The organism is Blautia sp. AM47-4, assembly GCF_003479865.1.
Classification (GTDB): domain Bacteria; phylum Bacillota; class Clostridia; order Lachnospirales; family Lachnospiraceae; genus Fusicatenibacter; species Fusicatenibacter saccharivorans.
Genome location: NZ_QUHY01000003.1, coordinates 18439 through 40954, shown reverse-complemented (window position 1 = coordinate 40954; position 22516 = coordinate 18439). Strand labels below are relative to the sequence as shown.

The window sequence follows — 22516 nt, the reverse complement described above, 5'->3', positions numbered from 1 at the left end:
CGCCCGGAAATCAGATTCCAAGTTTCTCTTTCATGTAGTCAACCGGAGTATCTTTTCCGGTGTACAGCTTGATTGCGATGAGTGCCTGGAACAGCATCATGCCCATGCCGTTGAATACTTTCTCACATCCTGCTTCTTTTGCCTGTTTCATCATAACAGTTTCACGCGGAGCGTAAACGGTATCCGTTACAATGAGATCTTTTTTAAAGAAGGAAGGATCAGGAATGTTGGAAAGGTCTTCCAGTGGATGCATTCCTACGCCGGTAGCATCGCAGAACAGGTCAGCTGCGTGCATTTTTTCTTTCAGGAGATCTTTGTCTGCCAGGTCGTTCATGGTAGCCTTGCAGTTGGTGTTCTTGTTGATCAGATCAACAATTTCCTCTCCACGGCTGTAGAATTTGTCTTTGATGTTGAAGATTTCGATTTCTGCAACGCCATCCAGAGCACCGCGTACTGCAATTGCAGTAGCGGCACCGCCGGTTCCGATCAGGATCATCTTCATTCCCTTGAAATCGATGCCTTCTTCGGTCAGTGCCTGCCAGTATCCCATACCATCGGTGTTGTAGCCTTTCAGTTTGCCGGTTACCTGACCGTTTTCGTCGCGGAGGTTGACTACGGTGTTGATAGCGCCGCATAACTTAGCTGCTTCATCTACCTCGTCCAGATATTTGTGGACAACAGTTTTGTTTGGCATGGAAATATTGGAACCGAGCATTTTCAGCGCGCGGATACTCTGCACAGCATCTTTTAAAGAATCGTTATCAACTTCGAAAGCAAGCTGAATGACGTCATCTCCGTTTTTGTCGTATGCAAGGTTGTGGGTTGTCGGAGACTGGGTGTGACGGATCGGGTAAGCCATTAATCCAACTAATTCGGTATGTCCTGTAATATTTGGCATGATATTTTCCTCTTTTCTTTTTTTATGCTGCGCTGTTGTCATTGATGTTGGAGTCAAAAGGTTTTTTGACCTTTTGACCCTGGTATCTTGTCATTTTGAAAAAGAAACAGCGTAGCAGATGATATACAGTTTTTGTCGGGCTGCTTAAAGTAGTGGAATCGTTATCGTTCCCTTATGCAGTGAAGCACTTGTTATTTCGCTGGGTAAGAAGCGATGCTGGGGATTACTCAAGCGGCTCCAGATGCAGGTATCCCTGGGACTCCAGTACATTCAGGATCGCACGGCCTTCCATGGTACCTTCCATGATGCGGCGTGCGCGTACGGAATCGCCGATGGTATAAATATAAGTATGGGTATCGGCGAATGCTTCCTGAAGCTCCGGAAGAATCGGGTTGTTGGAGCGCATTCCAAGGCAGTTGAATCCATAATCGAAGGTGAGATCCTGGATGGTTCCGTCCGGAAGCTTTACAGTGAATGCGTTTTCTTTTACTTCCTGAAGAGCGGTGTTGACATATTCTTTTACACCGTATTTGTCGTGTGTCTCACGCATGGAGCATTTGGTGATCGGGTCTGCAAGCATACCGATCTGCGGCAGCATATCGATGATGGTACACTCGGCGCCTCTCGGTGCAAAGTATTCAATAACGTCAAGTCCTACGGAACCGCCGCCGACTACAACGACTTTCTTGCCCTGACAGGCTTCTTCCGGATATTTTCCGGCGTTTACATTGTTGATCATACCAAAGATGGTATTTACGTTTCCGGCATCGATGTTCTCTTTCAGGCCTTTGATCGGCGGAACAAGCGGAACGGAACCGGTGGAGTTTACAATGATGTCCGGTTTGAACTGTTTGATCTTATCCACCGTAGCTTCGGTGTTGAGGAAAATATACAGGTTTTTCAGTCTGGCGGCTCTTGCCTCAAGGTATTTCGGGAAGTCTTTCATACGGGTCTTGCTTGGAAGATCGGAGATGAAAGTGGAAAGACCGCCGATGTGATCGTTTTTCTCAAGTACGAAAACGTTGCATCCGACTTCTGCTGCGGTGCAGGCTGCTTCCATACCGGCAGTACCGGCGCCGACAACAACAACGTTACAGTTTTTATTTACTTTCAGTGCTTTGTAAACATCGCCTTCCGGAACAGCCGGGTTTACGGTACAGCGGATCGGGCGGTTGACGCCGATACGGTTTCCGGCACATCCGACGTTACAGGAGATGCATTTCCGAAGGATATCTTCCTCGCCGTTCTCAACTTTTTTCACCCAGTTCGGCTCAGCGATCAGGCCGCGTCCCATTCCGACGATATCTACATCGCCGCTCTCGAGAACTTTTTCAACGACCTCGGGTCACGGTAGTTACCAGCATTGATAACCGGTTTTTTGAATTTATTTTTTACGGCTCTTGCCATGTAGGAACGCCATCCATCCGGCAGGAAGTTGGAGTCGATCTGATACTGCAGGGATGGGTTGAGGCCGCAGGATACGTCATACATATCTACGAACTCATCCAGGTACTCGAGGTACTCGAGGGTATCTTCCAGAGTATTTCCTCCCGGAACACGCTCCTCAGCAGAGATACGAACGATGATCGGGAACCACGGTCCGACGTTTTTACGTACTTCTTCGAGAACCATACGTGGGAAGCGCAGGCGGTTTTCTACAGAACCACCGAATTCATCGGTTCTTTTATTGTAATACGGGGAGATGAACTGGCTCATCAGGTAGGAGTGGCCGCAGTGGATTTCAATGGCATCAAAGCCGATGGCCTGCACACGTTTTGCAGCCTCGCCGTATTTTTTCACGGTTGTCATGATTTCTTCTTTTGTCATCGGGCGAGGGGTTTCTCCGCCGGCTTTTGTCGGGATGTTGGAAGAAGAAACGGTTTCCATACCGGTTCTTGCGGAAGATGCGGAAGCTCCGGCGTGGTTGATCTGAATTGCTACGGTAGCACCGTTTTTATGAAGATTTTCGACTAACTGATAGTAGCGCGGCATAAAGCTGTCGTGGTCGATACGGATCTGGCTGGTTCCGTTGGAACCGACCGGGTACTCGATGTTGGCGTTCTCCAGAATAATAAGACCAACGCCGCCTTTTGCGCGGAGAGAGTAATAATTCATATGACGGTTACTCATCTCACCGCTTGTCTCACCGTAGTTGGTTCCCATCGGGGTCATTGCAATACGGTTTTTAATCGTTGTTCGTTTGATGGTAATTGGTTCAAAAATTTTTGGGTAAGCACTCTTCATGAAAATTTCTCCTTATTCATTACATGAGCGGTAATCCTCTGTTTGTGACAAATCCATCATAACTCTTTCGACTAAAAATTAACAATATCTTTCAGATAAACTTTTGATACGTTTTCGCTATCGTTTCTGGACTCTTCGATAATGTCAGCGTGCTGTTTCATGTATTCGGTAAACCGTTCGACAGCCGGAAGCCGGTAGCGGTTCTTCATCCAGAACATAAAAGTCTGATGATAAATCTCGAGACCTTTCAGTGTATGGATGCGGATACCGTCTGCCTGTTCCAGAATATCGGTTCGCGGCATGAGCGCGATGCCGAAGTTTTCGCGTACCAGTGCCACAATCGAATATTCATCCGGGCATTCCATGATAATATTGGGATGAAGCTGATATTTGCGGTAGAGATGACCGGTGTAGGCCCCCATCCAGGATGCGCGGTCGTAGCCGATCACCGGATAACGGGTAAGCTTTACAAGCGGAACCTCCGGTTCGTCGGCAATCGGATGCTGTTCCGGGGACACGATGACAAGCGGCTGCTGGATCAACGGAAAAAACTCCATGTCGTCGCGTTTTAAAAAGCCGCCAAACCCAAGATCGAGTTCGCCGGATTTCACCTTCTGTGCAATGGCCGGGGTATGGTTCTGCCAGAAGCTAAAGGCAACGTTTTTGTTTTCTTCTTTGTCCAGAAAGGTGCGGACGTTGTGCGGAATATAATGTCCGGCAAGTGGAAAAATATAACCGATGTTGATTTTGCCGCCACCGGAGGCGAGTTCTTTCATCTTGCCTGCCGCAATGTCACAGTCGCCTGCGATCCGGTCTGCATGCTCCAGGAAAAGACGGCCGGCATTGGTAAGGACAACACCGCGCCCTTTCTTTTCAAACAGCGTGATTCCAAGCTCACTTTCAAGGGCGGCCATCGAACGGCTCAGGGATGGCTGGGAAATATAAAGCTCCTCTGCCGCCTGGTGATAATTTTCCAGCCGGGCGACCTTTCGGAAATAGAGAATCTGATTCAGTGTCATGTGGTTTTTCCTCCTGAAAAAATGGTTCCGTAAGAAAGTCTTTGCTTCCTCTTATTATGATAACTCAAGTATACCATATCAATGCATTCAATGCATTGGTTTTTTCCTTTAAAAGCATTAGACCGTACACGTTTTCACTGTTAAAATAAAGGCAAATGTTATTTTTTTAACATTCACGAAACTGGTAATCTGTTGTTTGTGACAAAACAAAAGGATGAACCGAACAGAGGAAAAAGACAATTTGACCTCAACACGATCTATTTAAAAAGGAGAGAAACCATGAACAAGAAATACCTGCCAAGTGCATTAATTTTGTACTTGAACTACTTTATCCACGGTGTTGGATGCTCCATTCTTGGCCAGGCAGTCATCAAAGAGGCTCTGGCAGCAGCATGGGGAGTGGAAGCAATGGCAATTACTGCGATTTCTGCAGCACTCGGTCTTGGCCGTCTGATCGCACTGCCATTTGCAGGTCCTCTGTCCGACAAACTCGGACGCCGCATTTCCACTGCAATCGGAAGTGCTTCCTATGCAATTTACCTGATCGGCCTTGCTCTTGCATTTAATGCAGGAACACACGGCGGTTACACCATCGCTTACGTATGCGCCATCATCGGCGGTATCGCAAACTCCTTCCTGGATACCGGTATTTACCCGGCAGTATCCGAGATTATTTACAAAGCTCCTGGCGTTGCTACCATGGGAATCAAATTCTTCATCGCAATTGCTCAGATGCTGCTTCCATTTGTTCTTGGTGTAGCTGTTACTTCTACAGCAGCAGGCCTTACCTCCTACAATCCGTTATTCTACGGATGCGGAATCGCTTATATCGTACTTTTTGTACTGGTATTCCTGTTCCCGCTGCCAGACGCTGACCAGAAAGCATCCGGCAAAAAAGAGGGCCTGATCGACAGTCTGAAACATACACATTTCTCCTTCGAATCCATCGCCATGATCCTGATCGGATTCACCTGCACCGGTACCTTCCAGCTGTGGCTGAACTGTGCACAGAACTTTGCAAAAGAGAATGTAGGCTGGGCTGATCCGTCCATCATGCAGACCTATTATTCTGCAGGAACCATGCTGGCACTGATCGTAACAGCGTTCCTGACCAGAAAAATCAAAGATGTTCGTTTCATCGTTGTTTACCCGGCCATTTGCCTTGGAACTATGATTGCTGTCCTGATGGGACAGAGCAAACCGCTGATGATTGCCGGTGCTTTCATTATCGGATGGGCAGGCGCAGGCGGACTGCTTCAGATCGCAACTTCCGTTTGCAATATGCTGTTCCCGAAAATCAAAGGAACCGTAACCGCATTGGTTATGATTGCATCTTCTCTTTGCAACTACACCATCCTGACCGCAGCATCTAAAATGCAGCCGTCCGGCGTTATGACCATGAACATCGTTCTGACCGCAGTTGGTGTTGCGCTTGGACTGTTTGTAAACATTCGCTATAAAAAAATGGTTGAACTTGCACAGCAGGACAACTAAAATGAGGTTAAGGATTGCGGGAGTACGAAGTACCAGGGAATCCGGGCGTGAAAAAGAAAAGCCTGCAAAAGAAAAGTCAGGGTTAATATTGAAGAAAGAAGGAAAAACACATGAATACAGTAAAAGTTCGTGATATTGAAATCGGTGCCGGTGCACCGAAGATCATCGTTCCGATCGTAGGCGTTACCAAAAACGATATCATCGAAGAAGCAAAAACTTTCCATTCGATTCCGGTTGACGTTGTAGAATGGCGTGTAGACTGGTTCGAGGGTGTATTCGACTTTGCACAGGTAGAGGACGTGTTAAAAGACCTCCGCGAAGCACTCGGCAATATTCCGCTTCTGATGACATTCCGTACCTCCAAAGAGGGCGGTGAAAAAGCGATTGAGCCGACAGCCTATGCGGAGCTGAACATCAAAGCAGCACAGACCGGATATGTGGATCTGGTGGATGTTGAGATCTTTACCGGAGATGACATTGTAAAGAAGATCATCGACGGTGCACACGCAGCAGGCGTAAAGGTTATCGCTTCCAATCATGATTTCTTCAAGACTCCTGCAAAAGCAGATATCATCTACAGACTGCGCAAGATGCAGGATATGAACGCAGATATTCCGAAGATCGCTGTTATGCCGCAGAATAAGAAAGACGTTCTGACCCTGCTTGCAGCAACAGAGGAAATGACCACCAATTATGCGGACAGACCGATCATCACCATGTCTATGGCAGGCACCGGTGTAATCAGCCGTCTCTGCGGTGAGGTGTTTGGTTCTTCCATGACCTTCGGCGCGGCGAAGAAAGCATCCGCACCGGGTCAGATGGGTGTGAATGATCTGAGCACCGTTCTGGATCTGCTTCACAAAGCCATGTAACCGTTTTTTCTTTGGGGGACACCGGTATTTTTAGCTTTGCTGTTGATGCCGATGTCCCTTTTGTATTATTGTTCTGTTATAAATTTAACGGAGGTATGCCTTTTATGAAGAGAGTATTTCACTGGCTGGATGAAAACTTGGAAGAATTTCTTCTTGTGATCGGTTTGATCGCCATGACGCTGATCATGGGAATTCAGGTTTTCTGCCGCTACGTCCTTGGCATGTCGCTGTCGTGGTCGGAAGAGCTGACCAGATATATTTTTATCTGGTGCGGTTTTTTAAGCGTCAGCTACTGCAGCAAGAAATGCCTTTCCATCAAGATCGAGCAGTTTGTTGCGATTTTCCCGCGGAGAGGAAAAGCTGTTTTCAAAATTGTGAATCATACATTTGAACTGATTTTTTTCATCTATATGATTCCGTTTGCTTTTTCTTATATGATGTCGTCAGTTAAAAGCGGCCAGCTTTCCCCGGCCTGCAAAATCCCGATGTATTTTATCCAGGCAGCACCGCTTGTCTCCTTTGTGCTGGTTGCATTCCGCGTTCTGCAACGGTGGATGATCGAGTTCCGTGTGGCACGCGGTGAGAACGTTTTCGACCCGGCCCATCCGGAGCGAAATACGCCGGAATCCTTCATCGAGGCAAATGCCGGAGCAGATAACACCACAGAAAATGCCCTGAACGCGGGTATCGACAACCGCATCCATACGATTAAAAATTCGAATGAGGAGGAACGCTAATGCCAGTCGTAGTATTATTTCTGATTTTTGTTGCATTGCTGGTCATCGCTGTTCCGGTATCGATTACCCTTGGAATCACATCTGTGCTTCCGTCGGTGTTTGACCCGTCTTTTACGGTAGGAGCCAAATATCTGATCCGTGCCATGTTCGGAGGACTCGATTCCTTCCCTCTACTGGCAGTTCCGATGTTCGTCCTCTCCGGTATCATCATGGCTAAGGGAGGCATCTCCAAAAAACTGTTTGATGTCTTTGCCTATTTTCTCGGAAAATTCACCGCAGGTATGCCGTGCGCGGTTATCGTCACCTGCCTTTTTTACGGTGCGATTTCCGGTTCCGCTCCGGCGACCGTTGCCGCTGTCGGAAGCATGACAATCCCGATTCTGACTACCCTTGGTTATGATCTGACATTCTCCACAGCGATTGTGGCAGTTGCCGGCGGCCTTGGCGTTATCATTCCCCCGAGTATTCCGTTCATCATGTACGGTATGGCTTCCGGCGCTTCGGTCAGTGACCTGTTCCTTGCCGGAATTGTACCGGGTCTGATGATCGGTCTGCTGCTGATGGTTTATGCCGTTTATCACTGCAAACGGTATGGGGAGGACAAAGAGAAGATCCATGCAGAAGTCAAAGTGCTGCATGACAAAGGCCTGCTTCGCGTTTTAAAAGAGAGCTTTTTTGCACTGCTCAGTCCGGTGATCATCCTTGGCTGTATCTACAGCGGTGTCGCTTCCCCGACTGAGGCGGCTGTTATCTCCGTATTCTATGCACTGATCATCAGCCTTTTTGTGTACAGGAGTATCCGCATCCGCGACATCTGGTCCATTCTGGTTGAGGCGATTCGTACCTTCACCCCGATCCTGTTTATTCTGGCGGCATCGACGGCATTTTCCCGTGTGCTGACGCTGATGCAGGTACCGCAGACGGTCAGCGAGTTTATCCTGAACAACTTCCACAGCCCGGTTGCGATCCTTCTGATCATCAATGTATTCCTGCTGATTGTCGGAATGGTGATGGATACCACACCGGCAATCCTGATTCTGACTCCGATCCTTCTGCCGATCGTACAGGCAATCGGCATGAATCCGATTCAGTTTGGTGTCATCATGGTTGTCAACCTTGCGATTGGTTTCGTAACACCGCCGATCGGCGTCAACCTGTTCGTGGCAAGCTCCCTGACCGAGGTTCCGGTCATGCAGATCGCAAAGAAGGCTATGCCGATGATCGGTTTCTTTCTCGTGGCACTGCTGCTGATTACGTTTATTCCGGCAATTTCGATTGGAATTTTATAGGGAGGAGCGAAGGACAATGAAAAAGATGACAAAAAAGAAAAAACTTTTCCGAACAGCGACGGTACTTGCTACTGTCGTTGCACTTGGCGCATCGCTTGCCGGCTGCGGCTCTTCCGGGGAAGAGACGACACAGCGCTATTCCTGGCCGCTGGCAACGGCGAGCCCGGAGGATACGGTAACACAGATTTTCGCCGAGAAGTTTGCGGAAGAGATTTCAGAGCTGAGCGATGGAAGGATGAAAATTCAGGTTTACGCAAACTCAACGCTCGGCGGCGACCGCGATCTGCTTGAAACGTGTGCCGATGGTGATATTCCGTTTGTCGTACAGAATACGGCACCGCAGGTTTCCTTTATGGGGGATCTTGCCGTGTTTGATCTGCCGTGTGTGTTTGATTCTCTCGATGAATGCCGTGAGAAGATTGATAATCCGGAGTTTTACGAGCTGATCAGCAATGTTTATACAGAGGGCGGCTATCACCTGCTCGGTATGGCGGATCAGGGATTTCGTGTCATGAGTACGAATAAGCCGGTTTACAGCTTTTCGGATTTCAAGGGCCAGAAGATCCGTACCATGGAGAACAGCTACCATCTGGCATTCTGGAAAGCCATCGGTGCCAACCCGACGCCGATGAGCTTCAGTGAGGTTTACATCGGCCTGCAGCAGCACACGATTGATGCGCAGGAGAACCCGTATGAGGTCATCGTTTCGAATAACCTGTATGAGCAGCAGGATTACGTAGTGGAAACGAACCATCTGCCGCATCTGATTTCCCTGATTGTCAACGACGATTTCTTCAAAGCTCTGCCGGAGGACGAGCAGGAGATCATGACAGAGGCCGCAAAGATTGCGACCGAGTACGCAAGAGAGCAGTCCGATGCCCGTATCGCCGACAAGATCGCGACGATCGAGGAGAGCGGAACGAAGATTCTGACACTCGATGACCAGACAAGAGCGGAGATCCGAGAGGCATCGAAGAGTGTGTATAAGTCGATTGAGGAGAATATTGATCCGGCGATTTACAATGCTTATATGGATGGCATTGAGTAAGAAAAAGAAAGATGAAATTCCCGACAGCAAGGCACAAAAAACGACGCTTTGCCGCCGGGAATTTTTGCGTCCGCCAAGTGGGGGGGGATTCGCAAAGATTGCCTTGCACAGTCGAAACGGCAAGACTATAATGGGGCTCAGAAGATTTAAAAAATTAGGACCAGAGGAGGTACAGAAATGATTTTTGAACACATGGACCGGATTGTATTTGCAGGAGATTCCGTAACGGATATGGAGAGCGCACAGCCGGTGGGGGAAGGTTTATTTGAAAATGTCGGAAAGAGCTACGTTCGAATTGTCGAGAACATGCTCGCAGCATTCTACCCGGAGATATATATCCGCGTGACAAACTCCGGTATCAGCGGAAACACAAGCCGCGACCTGCTGCAGCGCTTCGACCGCGATGTTGTATCCTTAAAACCGGACTGGGTATCTATCTGCATCGGCATCAACGACGTCTGGAGACAGTTCGACAGCCCGGCTATCCCGGACGAGCAGGTATCCCCGGAGGAGTACCGTTCCAACGTCGAGAAGATGATTCTTTCCGTAAAAGACAACGTAAAAGGTATTTTCCTTATGACCCCATACTACATGGAGCCAAATGGAGAGGACTGGATGAGAAAACGCATGGACACCTACGGGGCCATCTGCAGTGAGCTGGCTGAAAAATACGGCTGCCGCTTCATCGACCTGCAGGCTGTATTCAATGATTATTTCCAGTACCGCCATTCTTCCTACATCGCCTGGGACAGAATTCATCCGAACCAGATCGGTGCGACGGTAATCGCTCGGGCATTTCTGGAAAAATGTGGATTTGATTATCATCACAGACCGGGAGAGGAATAAGAAGGCCGGAGAATCCGTTTTGCTCCTGTTCTGTCTGAAAACAGCCGACACAGTCGAAAAAAAGAGAAAAAGAACGGTAAAATTCTGCTTAAATGACCAAATTTAATTGCTGTTTTGGGCTGGCTATGGTATATTATGACTATAGTGTACTTATGCTTGCATTAGGATGGACATTACATAGCAGGACATAAAATAAAAGAGAACAGGAGAGATAAACACATGTATCTGGAAGAGTATAAGAGATGGCTGGCAGCTGATCTGGAAGACGCAGATCTGAACCCGGAGCTGGCACGGATTGAAGGAAACGATGAGGAGATCAAGGACCGTTTTGCTGTATCTCTGAAATTCGGAACCGCAGGACTTCGTGGTGTACTTGGCGCAGGAACAAACCGTATGAATATCTATGTAGTGCGTCAGGCAACACAGGGCCTTGCAAACTGGGTAAAAACACAGGGCGGAAACCAGACCGTAGCCATCAGCTATGACAGCCGTATCAAGAGCGATGTTTTCGCAAAAACAGCAGCAGGCGTTCTGGCTGCAAACGGAATCAAAGTCAGAATTTACGATGCACTGATGCCGGTACCGGCACTTTCCTTTGCAACCCGTTACTATAACTGCAATGCAGGTATCATGGTAACTGCATCCCACAACCCGGCAAAATATAACGGCTACAAAGCCTACGGCCCGGACGGATGCCAGATGACTGACGATGCTGCTGCAATCGTATACGCAGAGATTCAGAAAACCGATATCCTGACCGGCGTAAAATATATGCCGTTTGCACAGGGAGTAGAAGAGGGACTGATCCGTTTCGTCGGCGATGACTGCAAGAATGCACTGTACGAAGCCATCGAATCCCGTCAGGTTCGTCCAGGTCTTTGCAAGACCGCTGGACTGAAACTCGTTTACAGCCCGCTGAATGGATCTGGTCTTGTACCGGTTACCCGTGTATTAAAAGACATCGGAATTACCGATATCACCATCGTTCCGGAGCAGGAGTATCCGAACGGATACTTCACCACCTGCAGCTATCCGAATCCGGAAATCTTTGCAGCACTGGAAAAAGGCCTGGATCTTGCAAAAGAGACCGGCGCAGACCTGATGCTGGCTACCGACCCGGATGCAGACCGTGTTGGTATCGCGATGAAATGCCCGGATGGAAGCTATGAGCTGGTAACCGGAAACGAAGTCGGCGTTCTGCTTCTCGACTACATCTGCGCAGGCCGCATCGAGAAAGGCACCATGCCGGAGAAACCGGTTGCTGTAAAATCCATCGTATCCACACCGCTGGCAGATGCTGTTGCTGAGCATTATGGTGTTGAGCTTCGCAGCGTTCTGACCGGATTCAAATGGATCGGCGATCAGATTGCAAACCTGGAAGCAGACGGCGAAGTAGACCGCTTCATCTTCGGATTCGAGGAGAGCTATGGATACCTGGCTGGTCCGTACGTAAGAGATAAAGACGCAGTCATTGGTTCTATGCTGATCTGCGAGATGGCAGCTTATTACAGAAGCATCGGAAGCTCCCTGAAACAGAGACTGGAAGAGATCTATGCCGAGTATGGCCGTTACCTGAACAAAGTAGACAGCTTCGAGTTCCCGGGACTTAGCGGAATGGACAAGATGGCCGGTATTATGGATGGCCTTCGAAAAGAGCCGCTGACCGAGATCGCAGGTTCCGCTGTTGTCAAAGTAACCGATTACGAGAAACCGGAAGAAACAGGACTCCCATCCGCAAACGTTCTGATCTACAAACTGGCAAACGGTGAAACCGTCATCGTCCGCCCGTCCGGAACAGAGCCGAAAATCAAAGTATACTACACAACACTTGGTAAGGATCTGGCAGAGGCAGAAGCAGAGAAAGAAAAACTCGCAGAGGCTTTGAAACCGATTCTGGCATAAAGAAAATAAAAGAATGGAAGGGCGTGGCTTTGGTCACGCCCTTTTTTGAACCGAAATTTCTTTTGAAAAGTGTAAGATTTTCTGCAAAATGGCGTGATGATAGATGAAAGGGGGGATTTCCATATGGAGGATACTCATATTGTCCAAATGTACTGGGACAGGAACGAAACAGCGATCAGCGAGTCTGCGATGAAATATGGTACATACTGTACGTCCATTGCACAGAATATTCTGCAGAATCCGGCGGATGCAGAAGAATGTGTCAACGACACCTGGCTTCACGCGTGGAACGCTATGCCGCCGCACCGGCCGTCTCTGTTATCCACATTTCTTGGAAAAATAACGAGAAATCTTTCGTTTGATCTGTATCGAAAAATGCATCGCAAAAAACGCGGAGGAAGTCAGATGGATGCAGTATTGGACGAGCTGGAAGAATGTGTTTCGGGGAAAGATGATATTGAGCGGCAGTGGGAGATGAAAGAACTGATCGCGGAGATCAATCAGTTTCTGCAGAAGCTGCCGGAGGAGAAACGATGCATGTTTGTCCTGCGGTACTGGTATGTGGACAGTATCGGCGAAATCGCGGGGCGTCTGGGCAGAAGCGAAAACTATGTTTCAGTTACGCTGAACCGGATCCGCGGGAAACTGCATACACACTTGACGGAAAGGGGGTTCGAAGTATGAAGAAAGAAGAATTATTTGAAGTGCTGGGAAATCTGGAGCCTGGTATGGTGGAAAAAGCACGGAGTGATCGCCACCCGCGGAGAGGCGTATGGAAAAATGGACGGCCGTCGCAGCCTGCGCGGTGATCATCGGCGGAGCTGTGCTGGGGGTTGCGACATGGAGAAACGGTCGGGAGGGTTCTGCAGTCCGTTATCCGTCGGGGGTAACGACGGTTCTGGCGGCTTATCCGGCATCTGTGGAGCGGACAATGGATGCACAGAAATTCATGGAAAGCGATGCACACTGGGACTGGTGGGATTCGTACCGGGAGTTGACAGCAAAATCAGCAGAACTGCAGTCGGAAATGGATGCATATTATCAGAATCTGATGAAACAAATGCTGGTTTCAGAGGATGAAAATACCGTCTGCTCGCCGATCAATCTGTATATTGCGTTTGCGATGCTGGCAGAAACTTCAGACGGGAATACGCGGCAGCAGATTCTAGACATGCTTGGTGCGCAGGACATGGAGACCTTACGGGAAAATGTTTCTTCACTCTGGGAAAGCAATTATGCAGACACGCCCGCGCTGAAAAGTGTGCTGGCAAATTCGCTGTGGCTGGATGGTGAGGAAACATACAATGACACAACGCTGCAGCGGCTGGCGGAACAGTATTATGCATCAACCTTCCGTGGGACTCCCGGATCGGAAGAGATGAATCAGGCCCTGCGGACCTGGACGGATGATAATACCGGAGGGCTTTTAAAAGAATACACCGAAAATATGGCGATCGCCCCGGAAACGGTATTTGAACTGGTATCAACCATCTATTATAAGGCGATGTGGCGGGAGAATTTCTGGGAAGTAAATACAGAGAAGGAAACCTTCCACGGAGCTGCGGGAGATACCACTGTGGACATGATGAAGAAAACGGAATGGATGGATGTCTACCAGGGCGAACATTTCCGTGCAGTCAGCCTTAGCCTTCAGGACAGCGGCTCCATGTATTTCCTGCTTCCGGATGAAAATACCGATGTCAATGAACTGGTATCGGATCCGGATCTGATGAAGGTTATACGGCGGGATGAAAGCAGTGATAACTGGTATTCCCCTATGGTGAACCTGTCTGTTCCTAAATTTAAAGTATCGGAGAAAACAGACCTGATCGAAACGGTGCGCGCACTGGGTGTAACGGATGCACTGGATGCGGATCTGGCAGATTTCAGCCCATTAACAGGGGACAAAGAGAATTTATACCTGAGCAAAGCAGACCACGCCGCCATGCTTGAAATCGACGAAAACGGAGTAACCGGAGCAGCGTATACAGAACTCGGCGTTTCAGAAACCGCAGCAGAAATACCGGACGACGAAATCGACTTCGTACTGGATCGTCCATTCCTGTTTCTTGTCACGGGGCAGGACGGATCGATTCTGTTTTCGGGAGTTGTGAGAAATATTGCAGAGACATGAAAAAAGGAGTCGGACTGTCCGGCTCCTGTGTCTGAGACACGTTACAGTATCTCTTCGGTGCTTATTTTTGCTCTGCGTTCCTTTGTCGGAGCAGAAAAACAGACAAAATCAGTACAGCAGGGAAAATGCAGCCGGCCAGCATACCTGCCTTCAGATCGTCGCCGGTGTTTTGTGTGACAAATCCAATAACAAATGGGCCAATGGAACCGCCCATATCTCCGGCCATGGCGAGAAGTGCAAACAGTGCAGTTCCGCCGAGTGGAATTTTAGAGGATGAAATACTGATGGTTCCCGGCCACATAATTCCTACGGAGAAACCACACACAACGCAGCCTATAAGATTTAAAAGAGGATATGGTGCGAGAGCTGCAGCCAGATAACAGATCAGGCAAAGTGTACCGGATGCGATCATAAATTTTGTTAAGTCAATTTTTTCCCCGTATTTACCATAGAAGGTCCTGCTGATGCCCATCATCACAGCAAACAGGCACGGTCCTGCAATGTCTCCAATGCTTTTTGAGAGACCTAATGCAGACTCGGCATAAGCGGAAGCCCATTGCGCCATCGAAATCTCGCTTGCTCCGGCGCAGACCATAAGAACAAGGGAAATCCAGAAAATGGGAAGACGGCACAGCTGACGAATGGTAAGTCCTTCTTCGCTTCCGGTGAGTGATTCAATCGGGCAGGAAAGGAAATTAAACGTATTGTACAGTGGAAGTACAGCCCAGATACATGCGAGGATCGGCCAGCGTTCCATACCAAAAACTGCCAGAAAAGCAGTGGAGAGTAAGATGACGCCTACAGACCCCCAGCAGTAAAAGGAGTGAAGCAGACTCATAACGCTGTCCTTATTGTCAAACGGACAAGCTTCTACGATTGGGCTGACAAGAACCTCAATCAGTCCGCTTCCGGCGGCATAGATCATGGCACTGAGCAAAATTCCTGCATAGGCATTTGGCAGAATATTGGGCAGAAAGGCAAGTCCAATCAGGCCGCAGGCGGAAAGAATTTCAGAAGCAACGACACACCTGCGATAACCGATTTTATCGACATATCTGGCACAGAACAAATCGACAAGAAGTTGTGTGAAAAAGAATACTGTCGAGATAAACGCAATTTTTCCAAGAGAAATATGGTAAGTTCTGTGAAAGGTAAGAAATAGTAAAGGTGCAAAATTTGCAGAAATTGCCTGCGTGATAAATCCAAGATAACAGGCAATTAAGGTTTTGTGGTAGTTCTTTTTCATAGTGATATACTCCGTTTTTAAAAATGGCAGAACTGCTGCGGCCGTAGTGTTCGTTTCGTTGCCGTTCACCGTGTTCCATGGAGCGACAACGATTCTTTTTGTATAATAACGTAAAATGGCGTCGCTTTCACTGGAATATATCGTCTGTTTATTGTATAATATCGTAAAATAGAGAGGGGCATGCCTGAAAAACGGAGGCGGGGAAAGATGGAATTTAATACATTTTATAACAAGATCCAAACGGATGAAAGCATGATGGAAACGATACAGCATGGAAACAGTGAGTATCCGTTTCAATTGTATTACGACGATCTTGCGTTGTTTGATTTTCATTGTGTAGAATGGCACTGGCATGTGGAGTTTGAGTTTGTTTTTGTACAGGAGGGAACAGCAACCTTCTGGGTTGGCGAAAAGCAGTTTTCACTGGGACAGGGAACGGGCATTTTTATTAACTCAAAGATTTTGCATCGCTATTTTTCTGAAGGCCATGCGATTGTGCCAAATTTCGTTTTGAAACCGACATTTCTCGCTCCGGCAGACAGCCTGATTTACAAAAAATACATTGCACCGATACAGGCGTGTAAGGTGGACTGCATTGTCTTTTGCAGGGAAATAAAATGGCAGGCAGAAGCACTGGAGCTCATGCAGAAAATTCTCAAAGCGCAGGAATCAGACAAAGACCGGGAACTGGTTACTTTATTTCTGACGCAGGAATTGTGGCACTTGCTTTATTTGCACATGGATTCGGAAGTGCTGCAGAAAAAAAGAGAAAATACGGCATCCTCACAGGGAAGAACACAGCTGATGATGCAATATATTCATCAAAATTTCCGACATAATCTTACATTGGAGGATATCGCCGGGCAGGCTATGGTGAGCAAAAGTACGGCATTGAATCTGTTCCGAAGATATCTTCACGATACGCCGGTGCATTATCTGGTGAAGTATCGTCTGCAGGAGGCTGCAAAGCTTCTGGCCACGACGGAGAAAAAGATAACTGTAATTTCCGGCGAGACGGGATTTGAAAATATGGATTATTTTTGCAAAACATTTAAGAAATATTATGGGAGGACACCGACGGAATATCGAAGAAAAAAACAAATGGATACGGATGACAGAGAAGGGATCGTTCAAGAGGTAGTGTAAGAGAAAACGGAAAAATTACATTCTGAAAAAGGAGCGGAATCCGGTGTGGGTTCTGCTCCTTTTTAAATGGAAAATTATGGAATATACTTATTCGGCACAGCCAAAAACTCTTCTACATATTGCTCCAGTGCCGCAAGCAGCTCTTCAAGCGGAAAGACCTTCAGATCCTGCGCGGCTTCCGGCGGGACGGAGAGGAAGTGATGGAGGAGGTCAAGTACCTGTTGGACGTTCTCATACGGAATTTCTGTGATTCCAGGGTTCGTGACGTTAGGATTGAGATCGAGCGGGATGCAATAGCGGTTGACAAGATATGTATTCATTCGTGTATAGTCCCCGTAATAATACTCCTCCGTGAGATATCTGGAAAAAGGAATGGATGTCCGCGATTTTTTGATATAAACCGTTGCAATCTCATCTCTCATATCTGTAATTTCCCCATCCGCATTATAAAATTCCACAATCTGAGGAATGAAATCTTTAAAAAATTTCCGGTCAATATAAAGATGAAAATAATATCCCAGTGCGCTCGAATCTGGCAGAAGTGAACGGTATTTCGCTGTAAACCGTGTAAGATCCGGGAATACCATCATTTTTTCGCGGTAAAGCGGATCGCGGAAATGGGAGGATTCTTTCTGCTGCGTCGCATCCGGCAGAAGATTTCCGATTAGAAAATCATTTACCGATGAAATCGGATATGGAAAATCCGGGTGGGACGGGAGGTGCTTTAACAGCATTTGGGCTGCGGTGAGATGTAAAATAAAACCTGGCATGGGAATGAAGATGTCCTTTCGTATTTGCTTCTAATCTAAACAAAATGGCAGCGTTTGTCAAATTCTATTTGAGTAGCGTAAATTCTAAAAAAAACATAAACACCGCAAATTTCTTGACATGGAAATTTGCCGGTGTTATTATTTAACATGCGTAAATAAATAACACTGTTAAGTATTTGCGCAAAAAGGAGGGGGATAATATGAAAGATGCATTTGAAAAACTGTTTCGTGCGGTGCACCAGTTTAAAAAACTGAACGTATCAGACCTGATTCCGGGACTCAGCAGTTCCGAATTTTCCGTTATGGGTGCGATTTTGCAAATGGGAGAAAACGGAAAAATTACAAGCTCAGAGCTGGCAGCAAAGACCAAAACGCTTCCGCCGGCTGTGTCGCGCACACTGCGCGGACTGGAAGAAAAAGGATATGTAGAGCGGAGCGTTGACAAAAAAGACCGCAGAAATACGTATATCAGTCTGACAGAGAAGGGCTGGAAAAAGGGGGAAGAGGTACGGGACAGAATGCAGGATTTTGGCTGCTCTGTGATGTCACAGTTAAAGGAAGAGGATGTAGATCAGCTGGTTGCTTATCTGGATCGTATCTATGAGATTGCAGAAAAAGAAATTGAAACCCGAAAACGATGTACGAGAAAGACAGAAAGGGGAAAAAATGAGTAAGATTTTCAAGAATATGCTCCCGTACTGGAAATCGATTCTTGTGATTCTTATGCTTTTGTTTGTCCAGGCGTGGTGCGACCTGTCGCTCCCGTCGTACACATCTGATATCATCGATGTGGGCATTCAGAACAGCGGTGTTGAGCACGTTACGCCAAAAAGGATCACAGAGGAAGAATTTCAGACAGCAAAGTTCATCATGACGGATGATGAGGCAGACTTGTGGAAAGCCTTTATACGAAAAAGGACGGCTATTACGAACGGAACAAAGCTTCCGAAAAAGAACTAGATACAGCGGATGAAACGCTGACCGTTGCACTCCTTATGAATTACCAGATGGGTGCGATGGAGGAAACTGCCTTCAAACAGCTCATGGCGCAGCAGACCAGTCAGGATGCTTCCGTGTTTGAAAACATGACGATAGAGCAGATCGGCGAGATGATGCATGTGGAGCTGAAGAGCTTCCGGCAGGAAAAGGAAGATGAGGATGGAAACAAGGCAGAAGTGACCTGTGTAGATGTCCGTCCGATTTTTGCATCCATGCTCGAGAGTGGACAAATGGAGAAAGATGACGTGCTTTCGATGCGCGATGGCATGGAAAAAACGCTCGACACGATGGGAAGCTCGCTGGTAAAATCGATGGGAATTGCCTATGCGGTTTCCGCAGATAAAGCGGCGGGACTTGATATCGACCGGATTCAGAAGTCGTATCTTCTGACGGCGGGTCTTAAGATGGTCGGCATGGCACTTCTGATGGGTGTGGTAACGGTTTTTGTCGGACTGTTTGCCTCCCGTGTTGCTGCCGGAATCGGTCGCGATCTGAGAGATCAGGTATTCAAAAAGGTTGTCGGATTTTCCAATGCGGAAATGGATCAATTTTCCACAGCATCCCTGATTACGAGAAGTACAAATGATATCCAGCAGATCCAGATGGTATCGGTGCTGCTGCTGCGCATGATTGCGTATGCGCCGATTCTTGGTATTGGCGGTGTGGTCAAGGTGGTAAAAACAGGGGCCGGCATGGGCTGGATTATTGTACTGGCAATTATTGTGATTATCAGCTATGTCATGCTGCTTGTATCTATTACAATGCCGAAATTCAAAAAGATGCAGAAGCTGGTCGATAACATCAACCTGGTTTCCCGTGAGATCCTGACCGGACTTTCCGTTATCCGTGCATTCGGAAGAGAGGATAAAGAAGAGGAGCGTTTTGATACGGCAAACCGGGAGCTGACCGGTACGACACTGTTTACCAACCGTGTCATGACCTTTATGATGCCCGGCATGATGATGATTATGAATGTACTGACCGTAGGAATTGTCTGGTTTGGTGCACACAGAATCGATGAGGGTACGATGCAGGTCGGCGCAATGACAGCGTTCATTACGTATGCCATGATGATTGTTATGTCCTTCCTGATGCTGACGATGATGTCTATCATGCTGCCGCGTGCTGCGGTTGCTGCAGGTCGTATCGATGAGGTTATCCGGACAGAGCTTTCGATTCAGGATGCTAAAACGCCGGAAAAATTAGACGTACACAATGGTGTTGTCCGCTTTTGCCATGTCAATTTCCGGTATCCGGGAGCGGAAGAGGATGTATTGCATGATATTGATTTCGTGGCAGAGCCGGGAAAGACAACGGCAATTATCGGAAGTACCGGCTGTGGAAAATCAACGCTGGTAAACCTGATTCCGCGTCTTTACGATGTGACGGGCGGAGAGATTACCCTGGATGGGAAAGATATCCGAAACATTACCATGAAGGAGCTGCGAGACGAGATTGGCTTTGTACCGCAGAAAGGTGTGCTGTTCTCGGGAACGATCGCATCGAACCTGCGCTTCGGAAAAGAAAATGCAACCGATGCCGAGATCGAAAAAGCAGCTGCGATTGCGCAGGCAACAGAGTTTATTGAAGCAAAAGACGATAAATATGAGACCGCGATTTCCCAGGGCGGAACGAATGTGTCCGGCGGACAGAAACAGCGTCTGGCGATTGCACGTGCGATTGCCAAGGATCCGAAAATCTTTATTTTCGATGACAGCTTTTCTGCACTTGATCTGAAAACGGATGCGGCGCTTCGAAAAGCACTGGCGGAGAATGTTAAAGACAGCACCGTGATCATCGTGGCACAGCGAATCAGTACAATTCTCCATGCGGAGCAGATTCTGGTGCTTGATGATGGAAAGGTAGTCGGAAAAGGTACACATGAAGAACTGCTGAAGAACTGTAAGGTTTATCAGGAGATTGCAAAATCCCAGCTTTCGGCAAAGGAGCTTGGAATAGAAAGTGAGGTGGCTGACCATGAGTGACAAGAGAAATCAGCAGCCGCGCAAAAGAGGACCGATGGGAGGCATGGGCCGCGGCATGCAGCCGGGCGAGAAGCCGAAGAACCTGAAAAAATCGATCAAACAGCTTGCACAGTACATTGGAAAGTATAAAATTGCGATTTTTGTCGTTATGCTCTGTGCCGCATGCTCGACCGTTTTCAACGTTGCGGGACCGAAGATTCTCGGAAAAGCAACAACGGCATTGTCCGAGGGGCTGATGGAGAAAATCAGAGGGACAGGCAGCATTGACTTTACAAAAATCGGAAAAATTCTGCTGTTTACCCTTGGTCTGTATCTGATGAGCGCCCTGTTCAGCTTCATCCAGGGCTGGATCATGACCGGCGTTACCCAGAAGGTATGCTATCGGCTCCGGAAGGAAATTTCGGAGAAAATCAACCGCATGCCGATGAAATATTTTGAAAGCCGCACCTATGGCGAAGTGCTCTCACGCATTACCAACGATGTCGACACACTGGGTCAGGGACTGAACCAGAGCATTACCACAATCATCACATCCGTGGCAACGCTGGTCGGTGTTCTGATCATGATGCTGAGTATCTCCCCGCTGATGACGCTGATCGCACTTGTGATCCTGCCAATTTCTATGGGGCTGATCGGACTGGTGACGAAGAAATCCCAGAAATTCTTCCGTGACCAGCAGGAATATCTGGGTCACATCAATGGACAGGTGGAGGAGGTTTACGGCGGTCATCTTGTAATTAAGGCATTTAACCGTGAAAAGGATACCATTGAGGAGTTCGAGAAAACCAACAGCATTCTCTATGATTCCGCATGGAAATCGCAGTTTTTATCCGGTATGATGCAGCCGATTATGATGTTTGTCGGGAATTTGGGCTACGCCTGTGTGGCACTGACCGGAGGTCTGCTGGCGATCCGAAATGTGGTTACAATCGGTGACATCCAGGCATTCATCCAGTATGTAAAAAACTTTACCCAGCCAATTCAGCAGATTGCGCAGGTGATCAACATGGTACAGTCGATGTCGGCGGCATCCGAGCGTGTCTTTGAATTCCTGAACGAAGAGGAAGAGGATCAGACTACGGAAAATCCGGCTGATATTGGGATGGTAACAGGAGCGGTAACCTTTGATCATGTACAGTTCGGATACAATCCGGATCAGATCATCATTCATGATTTCTGTGCGAAGGTAAAACCGGGTCAGAAAATTGCCATTGTCGGCCCGACCGGAGCAGGAAAAACGACAATGGTTAAGCTGCTGATGCGCTATTATGATGTAAACAGCGGAGCCATTCTTCTGGATGACCACAATATCAGGGATTTCAACCGCAGAGAGCTTCGCGATGCCTTTGGTATGGTGCTGCAGGATACGTGGCTGTTCAAAGGCAGTATCATGGAAAATATCCGCTACGGCCGGCTCGATGCCACGGATGAGGAAGTTATTGCAGCGGCGAAGGCTGCAAGAGCACACCATTTCATTCAGACCCTGCCGGGCGGCTACCAGATGGAGCTGAATGAGGATGCAAGCAATGTATCCCAGGGACAGAAACAGCTTCTGACGATTGCAAGAGCAATTCTTGCAGACAATAAGATCCTGATTCTCGACGAGGCGACCTCATCCGTTGATACCAGAACAGAGATCGAGATCCAGAAAGCAATGGATAACCTCATGAAGGGCAGAACAAGCTTTGTCATTGCCCATCGGCTGTCTACGATTCGCGATGCGGATCTGATTCTTGTCATGAAGGACGGAGATATCATCGAGCAGGGAAATCACGAAGAACTGCTCGCGGCAAACGGGTTCTATGCAAATCTTTACAATTCGCAGTTTGAGGATGTCGTTGCGTAACACAGAAAAAAGAATCCATACATTTCAGCACCTGCATCAGC

General features: G+C 47.9%; 19 protein-coding genes and 1 pseudogene. 15 read left to right on the top strand and 5 right to left on the bottom strand.

Annotated features, from left to right (window positions below):
- Positions 1–10: 10 nt before the first annotated feature.
- The 3 genes and pseudogenes from DW965_RS02795 to DW965_RS02785 all read right to left on the bottom strand — a co-directional run bounded on the left by DW965_RS02795 (position 11) and on the right by DW965_RS02785 (position 4161).
- A complete protein-coding gene (locus DW965_RS02795; RefSeq protein ID WP_334295213.1) occupies positions 11–901 on the bottom strand; it encodes a quinate/shikimate dehydrogenase in 891 nt (296 codons plus the stop codon).
- 220 nt (positions 902–1121) lie between these two features.
- Positions 1122–3142, bottom strand: a pseudogene (locus DW965_RS21960) (oxidoreductase).
- A 71-nt stretch (positions 3143–3213) separates the two neighbouring features.
- Positions 3214–4161 (bottom strand): LysR family transcriptional regulator, encoded by a 948-nt coding sequence (locus DW965_RS02785; RefSeq protein ID WP_117813074.1) that lies wholly within the window; start codon positions 4159–4161, stop codon positions 3214–3216.
- Between the two features lie 279 nt (positions 4162–4440).
- Here DW965_RS02785 and DW965_RS02780 point away from each other — a divergent pair, with 279 nt between their 5' ends.
- From DW965_RS02780 to DW965_RS02735, 10 genes are all read left to right on the top strand, one after another.
- Positions 4441–5655, top strand: a complete 1215-nt coding sequence (locus DW965_RS02780) for an MFS transporter (protein ID WP_118750127.1) — start codon at positions 4441–4443, stop codon at positions 5653–5655.
- 110 nt (positions 5656–5765) lie between these two features.
- Positions 5766–6527 (top strand): type I 3-dehydroquinate dehydratase, encoded by a 762-nt coding sequence (gene aroD, locus DW965_RS02775; RefSeq protein WP_119197997.1) that lies wholly within the window; start codon positions 5766–5768, stop codon positions 6525–6527.
- A gap of 104 nt (positions 6528–6631) precedes the next feature.
- Complete coding sequence (locus DW965_RS02770; RefSeq protein WP_117761874.1) at positions 6632–7264, top strand: TRAP transporter small permease; 633 nt, start codon at positions 6632–6634, stop codon at positions 7262–7264.
- Entirely contained in the window at positions 7264–8553 is a 1290-nt protein-coding gene (locus DW965_RS02765) for a TRAP transporter large permease (RefSeq protein WP_118601316.1), read from the top strand. The genes DW965_RS02770 and DW965_RS02765 overlap by 1 nt, the downstream gene beginning before the upstream one ends.
- Positions 8554–8569: 16 nt before the next feature.
- The gene (locus DW965_RS02760) at positions 8570–9601 is read left to right on the top strand and encodes a TRAP transporter substrate-binding protein (protein ID WP_243036285.1); all 1032 of its coding nucleotides are present in this window, start codon (positions 8570–8572) and stop codon (positions 9599–9601) included.
- Positions 9602–9778: 177 nt separating this feature from the next.
- Entirely contained in the window at positions 9779–10447 is a 669-nt protein-coding gene (locus DW965_RS02750; RefSeq protein WP_118595766.1) for an SGNH/GDSL hydrolase family protein, read from the top strand.
- A gap of 219 nt (positions 10448–10666) precedes the next feature.
- Positions 10667–12349: a phospho-sugar mutase gene (locus DW965_RS02745; protein ID WP_055218946.1), complete on the top strand. Its 1683-nt coding sequence runs from the start codon at positions 10667–10669 to the stop codon at positions 12347–12349.
- Positions 12350–12472: 123 nt separating this feature from the next.
- Entirely contained in the window at positions 12473–13033 is a 561-nt protein-coding gene (locus DW965_RS02740) for an RNA polymerase sigma factor (RefSeq protein ID WP_118595764.1), read from the top strand.
- Entirely contained in the window at positions 13030–13158 is a 129-nt protein-coding gene (locus DW965_RS20340) for a hypothetical protein (RefSeq protein WP_256372842.1), read from the top strand. The genes DW965_RS02740 and DW965_RS20340 overlap by 4 nt, the downstream gene beginning before the upstream one ends.
- On the top strand, positions 13122–14483 hold the full coding sequence (locus tag DW965_RS02735; protein WP_119197996.1) for a serpin family protein: 1362 nt from the start codon (positions 13122–13124) through the stop codon (positions 14481–14483). The genes DW965_RS20340 and DW965_RS02735 overlap by 37 nt, the downstream gene beginning before the upstream one ends.
- A gap of 61 nt (positions 14484–14544) precedes the next feature.
- Here DW965_RS02735 and DW965_RS02730 read toward each other — a convergent pair whose 3' ends face one another.
- Positions 14545–15729, bottom strand: a complete 1185-nt coding sequence (locus DW965_RS02730; protein ID WP_117510084.1) for an MFS transporter — start codon at positions 15727–15729, stop codon at positions 14545–14547.
- Positions 15730–15936: 207 nt separating this feature from the next.
- Between DW965_RS02730 and DW965_RS02725 the strand changes: the two genes are divergently transcribed.
- Complete coding sequence (locus DW965_RS02725; RefSeq protein WP_119197995.1) at positions 15937–16875, top strand: AraC family transcriptional regulator; 939 nt, start codon at positions 15937–15939, stop codon at positions 16873–16875.
- Positions 16876–16949: 74 nt separating this feature from the next.
- Here the strand turns inward: DW965_RS02725 and DW965_RS02720 are convergent, their stop codons facing one another.
- On the bottom strand, positions 16950–17645 hold the full coding sequence (locus DW965_RS02720) for a hypothetical protein (RefSeq protein WP_117801872.1): 696 nt from the start codon (positions 17643–17645) through the stop codon (positions 16950–16952).
- Positions 17646–17845: 200 nt separating this feature from the next.
- On the opposite strand from DW965_RS02720, the gene DW965_RS02715 reads away from it, so the two are divergent.
- Genes DW965_RS02715 through DW965_RS02705 form a run of 4 tightly spaced genes read left to right on the top strand, consistent with a single transcriptional unit; the run spans position 17846 to position 22475 of the window.
- The gene (locus tag DW965_RS02715) at positions 17846–18319 is read left to right on the top strand and encodes a MarR family winged helix-turn-helix transcriptional regulator (RefSeq protein WP_118719888.1); all 474 of its coding nucleotides are present in this window, start codon (positions 17846–17848) and stop codon (positions 18317–18319) included.
- On the top strand, positions 18312–18605 hold the full coding sequence (locus tag DW965_RS19560) for a hypothetical protein (RefSeq protein WP_243036283.1): 294 nt from the start codon (positions 18312–18314) through the stop codon (positions 18603–18605). The genes DW965_RS02715 and DW965_RS19560 overlap by 8 nt, the downstream gene beginning before the upstream one ends.
- A complete protein-coding gene (locus DW965_RS02710; protein ID WP_243036281.1) occupies positions 18539–20629 on the top strand; it encodes an ABC transporter ATP-binding protein in 2091 nt (696 codons plus the stop codon). The genes DW965_RS19560 and DW965_RS02710 overlap by 67 nt, the downstream gene beginning before the upstream one ends.
- Entirely contained in the window at positions 20622–22475 is a 1854-nt protein-coding gene (locus DW965_RS02705) for an ABC transporter ATP-binding protein (protein WP_119197994.1), read from the top strand. The genes DW965_RS02710 and DW965_RS02705 overlap by 8 nt, the downstream gene beginning before the upstream one ends.
- Positions 22476–22516 lie beyond the last annotated feature (41 nt).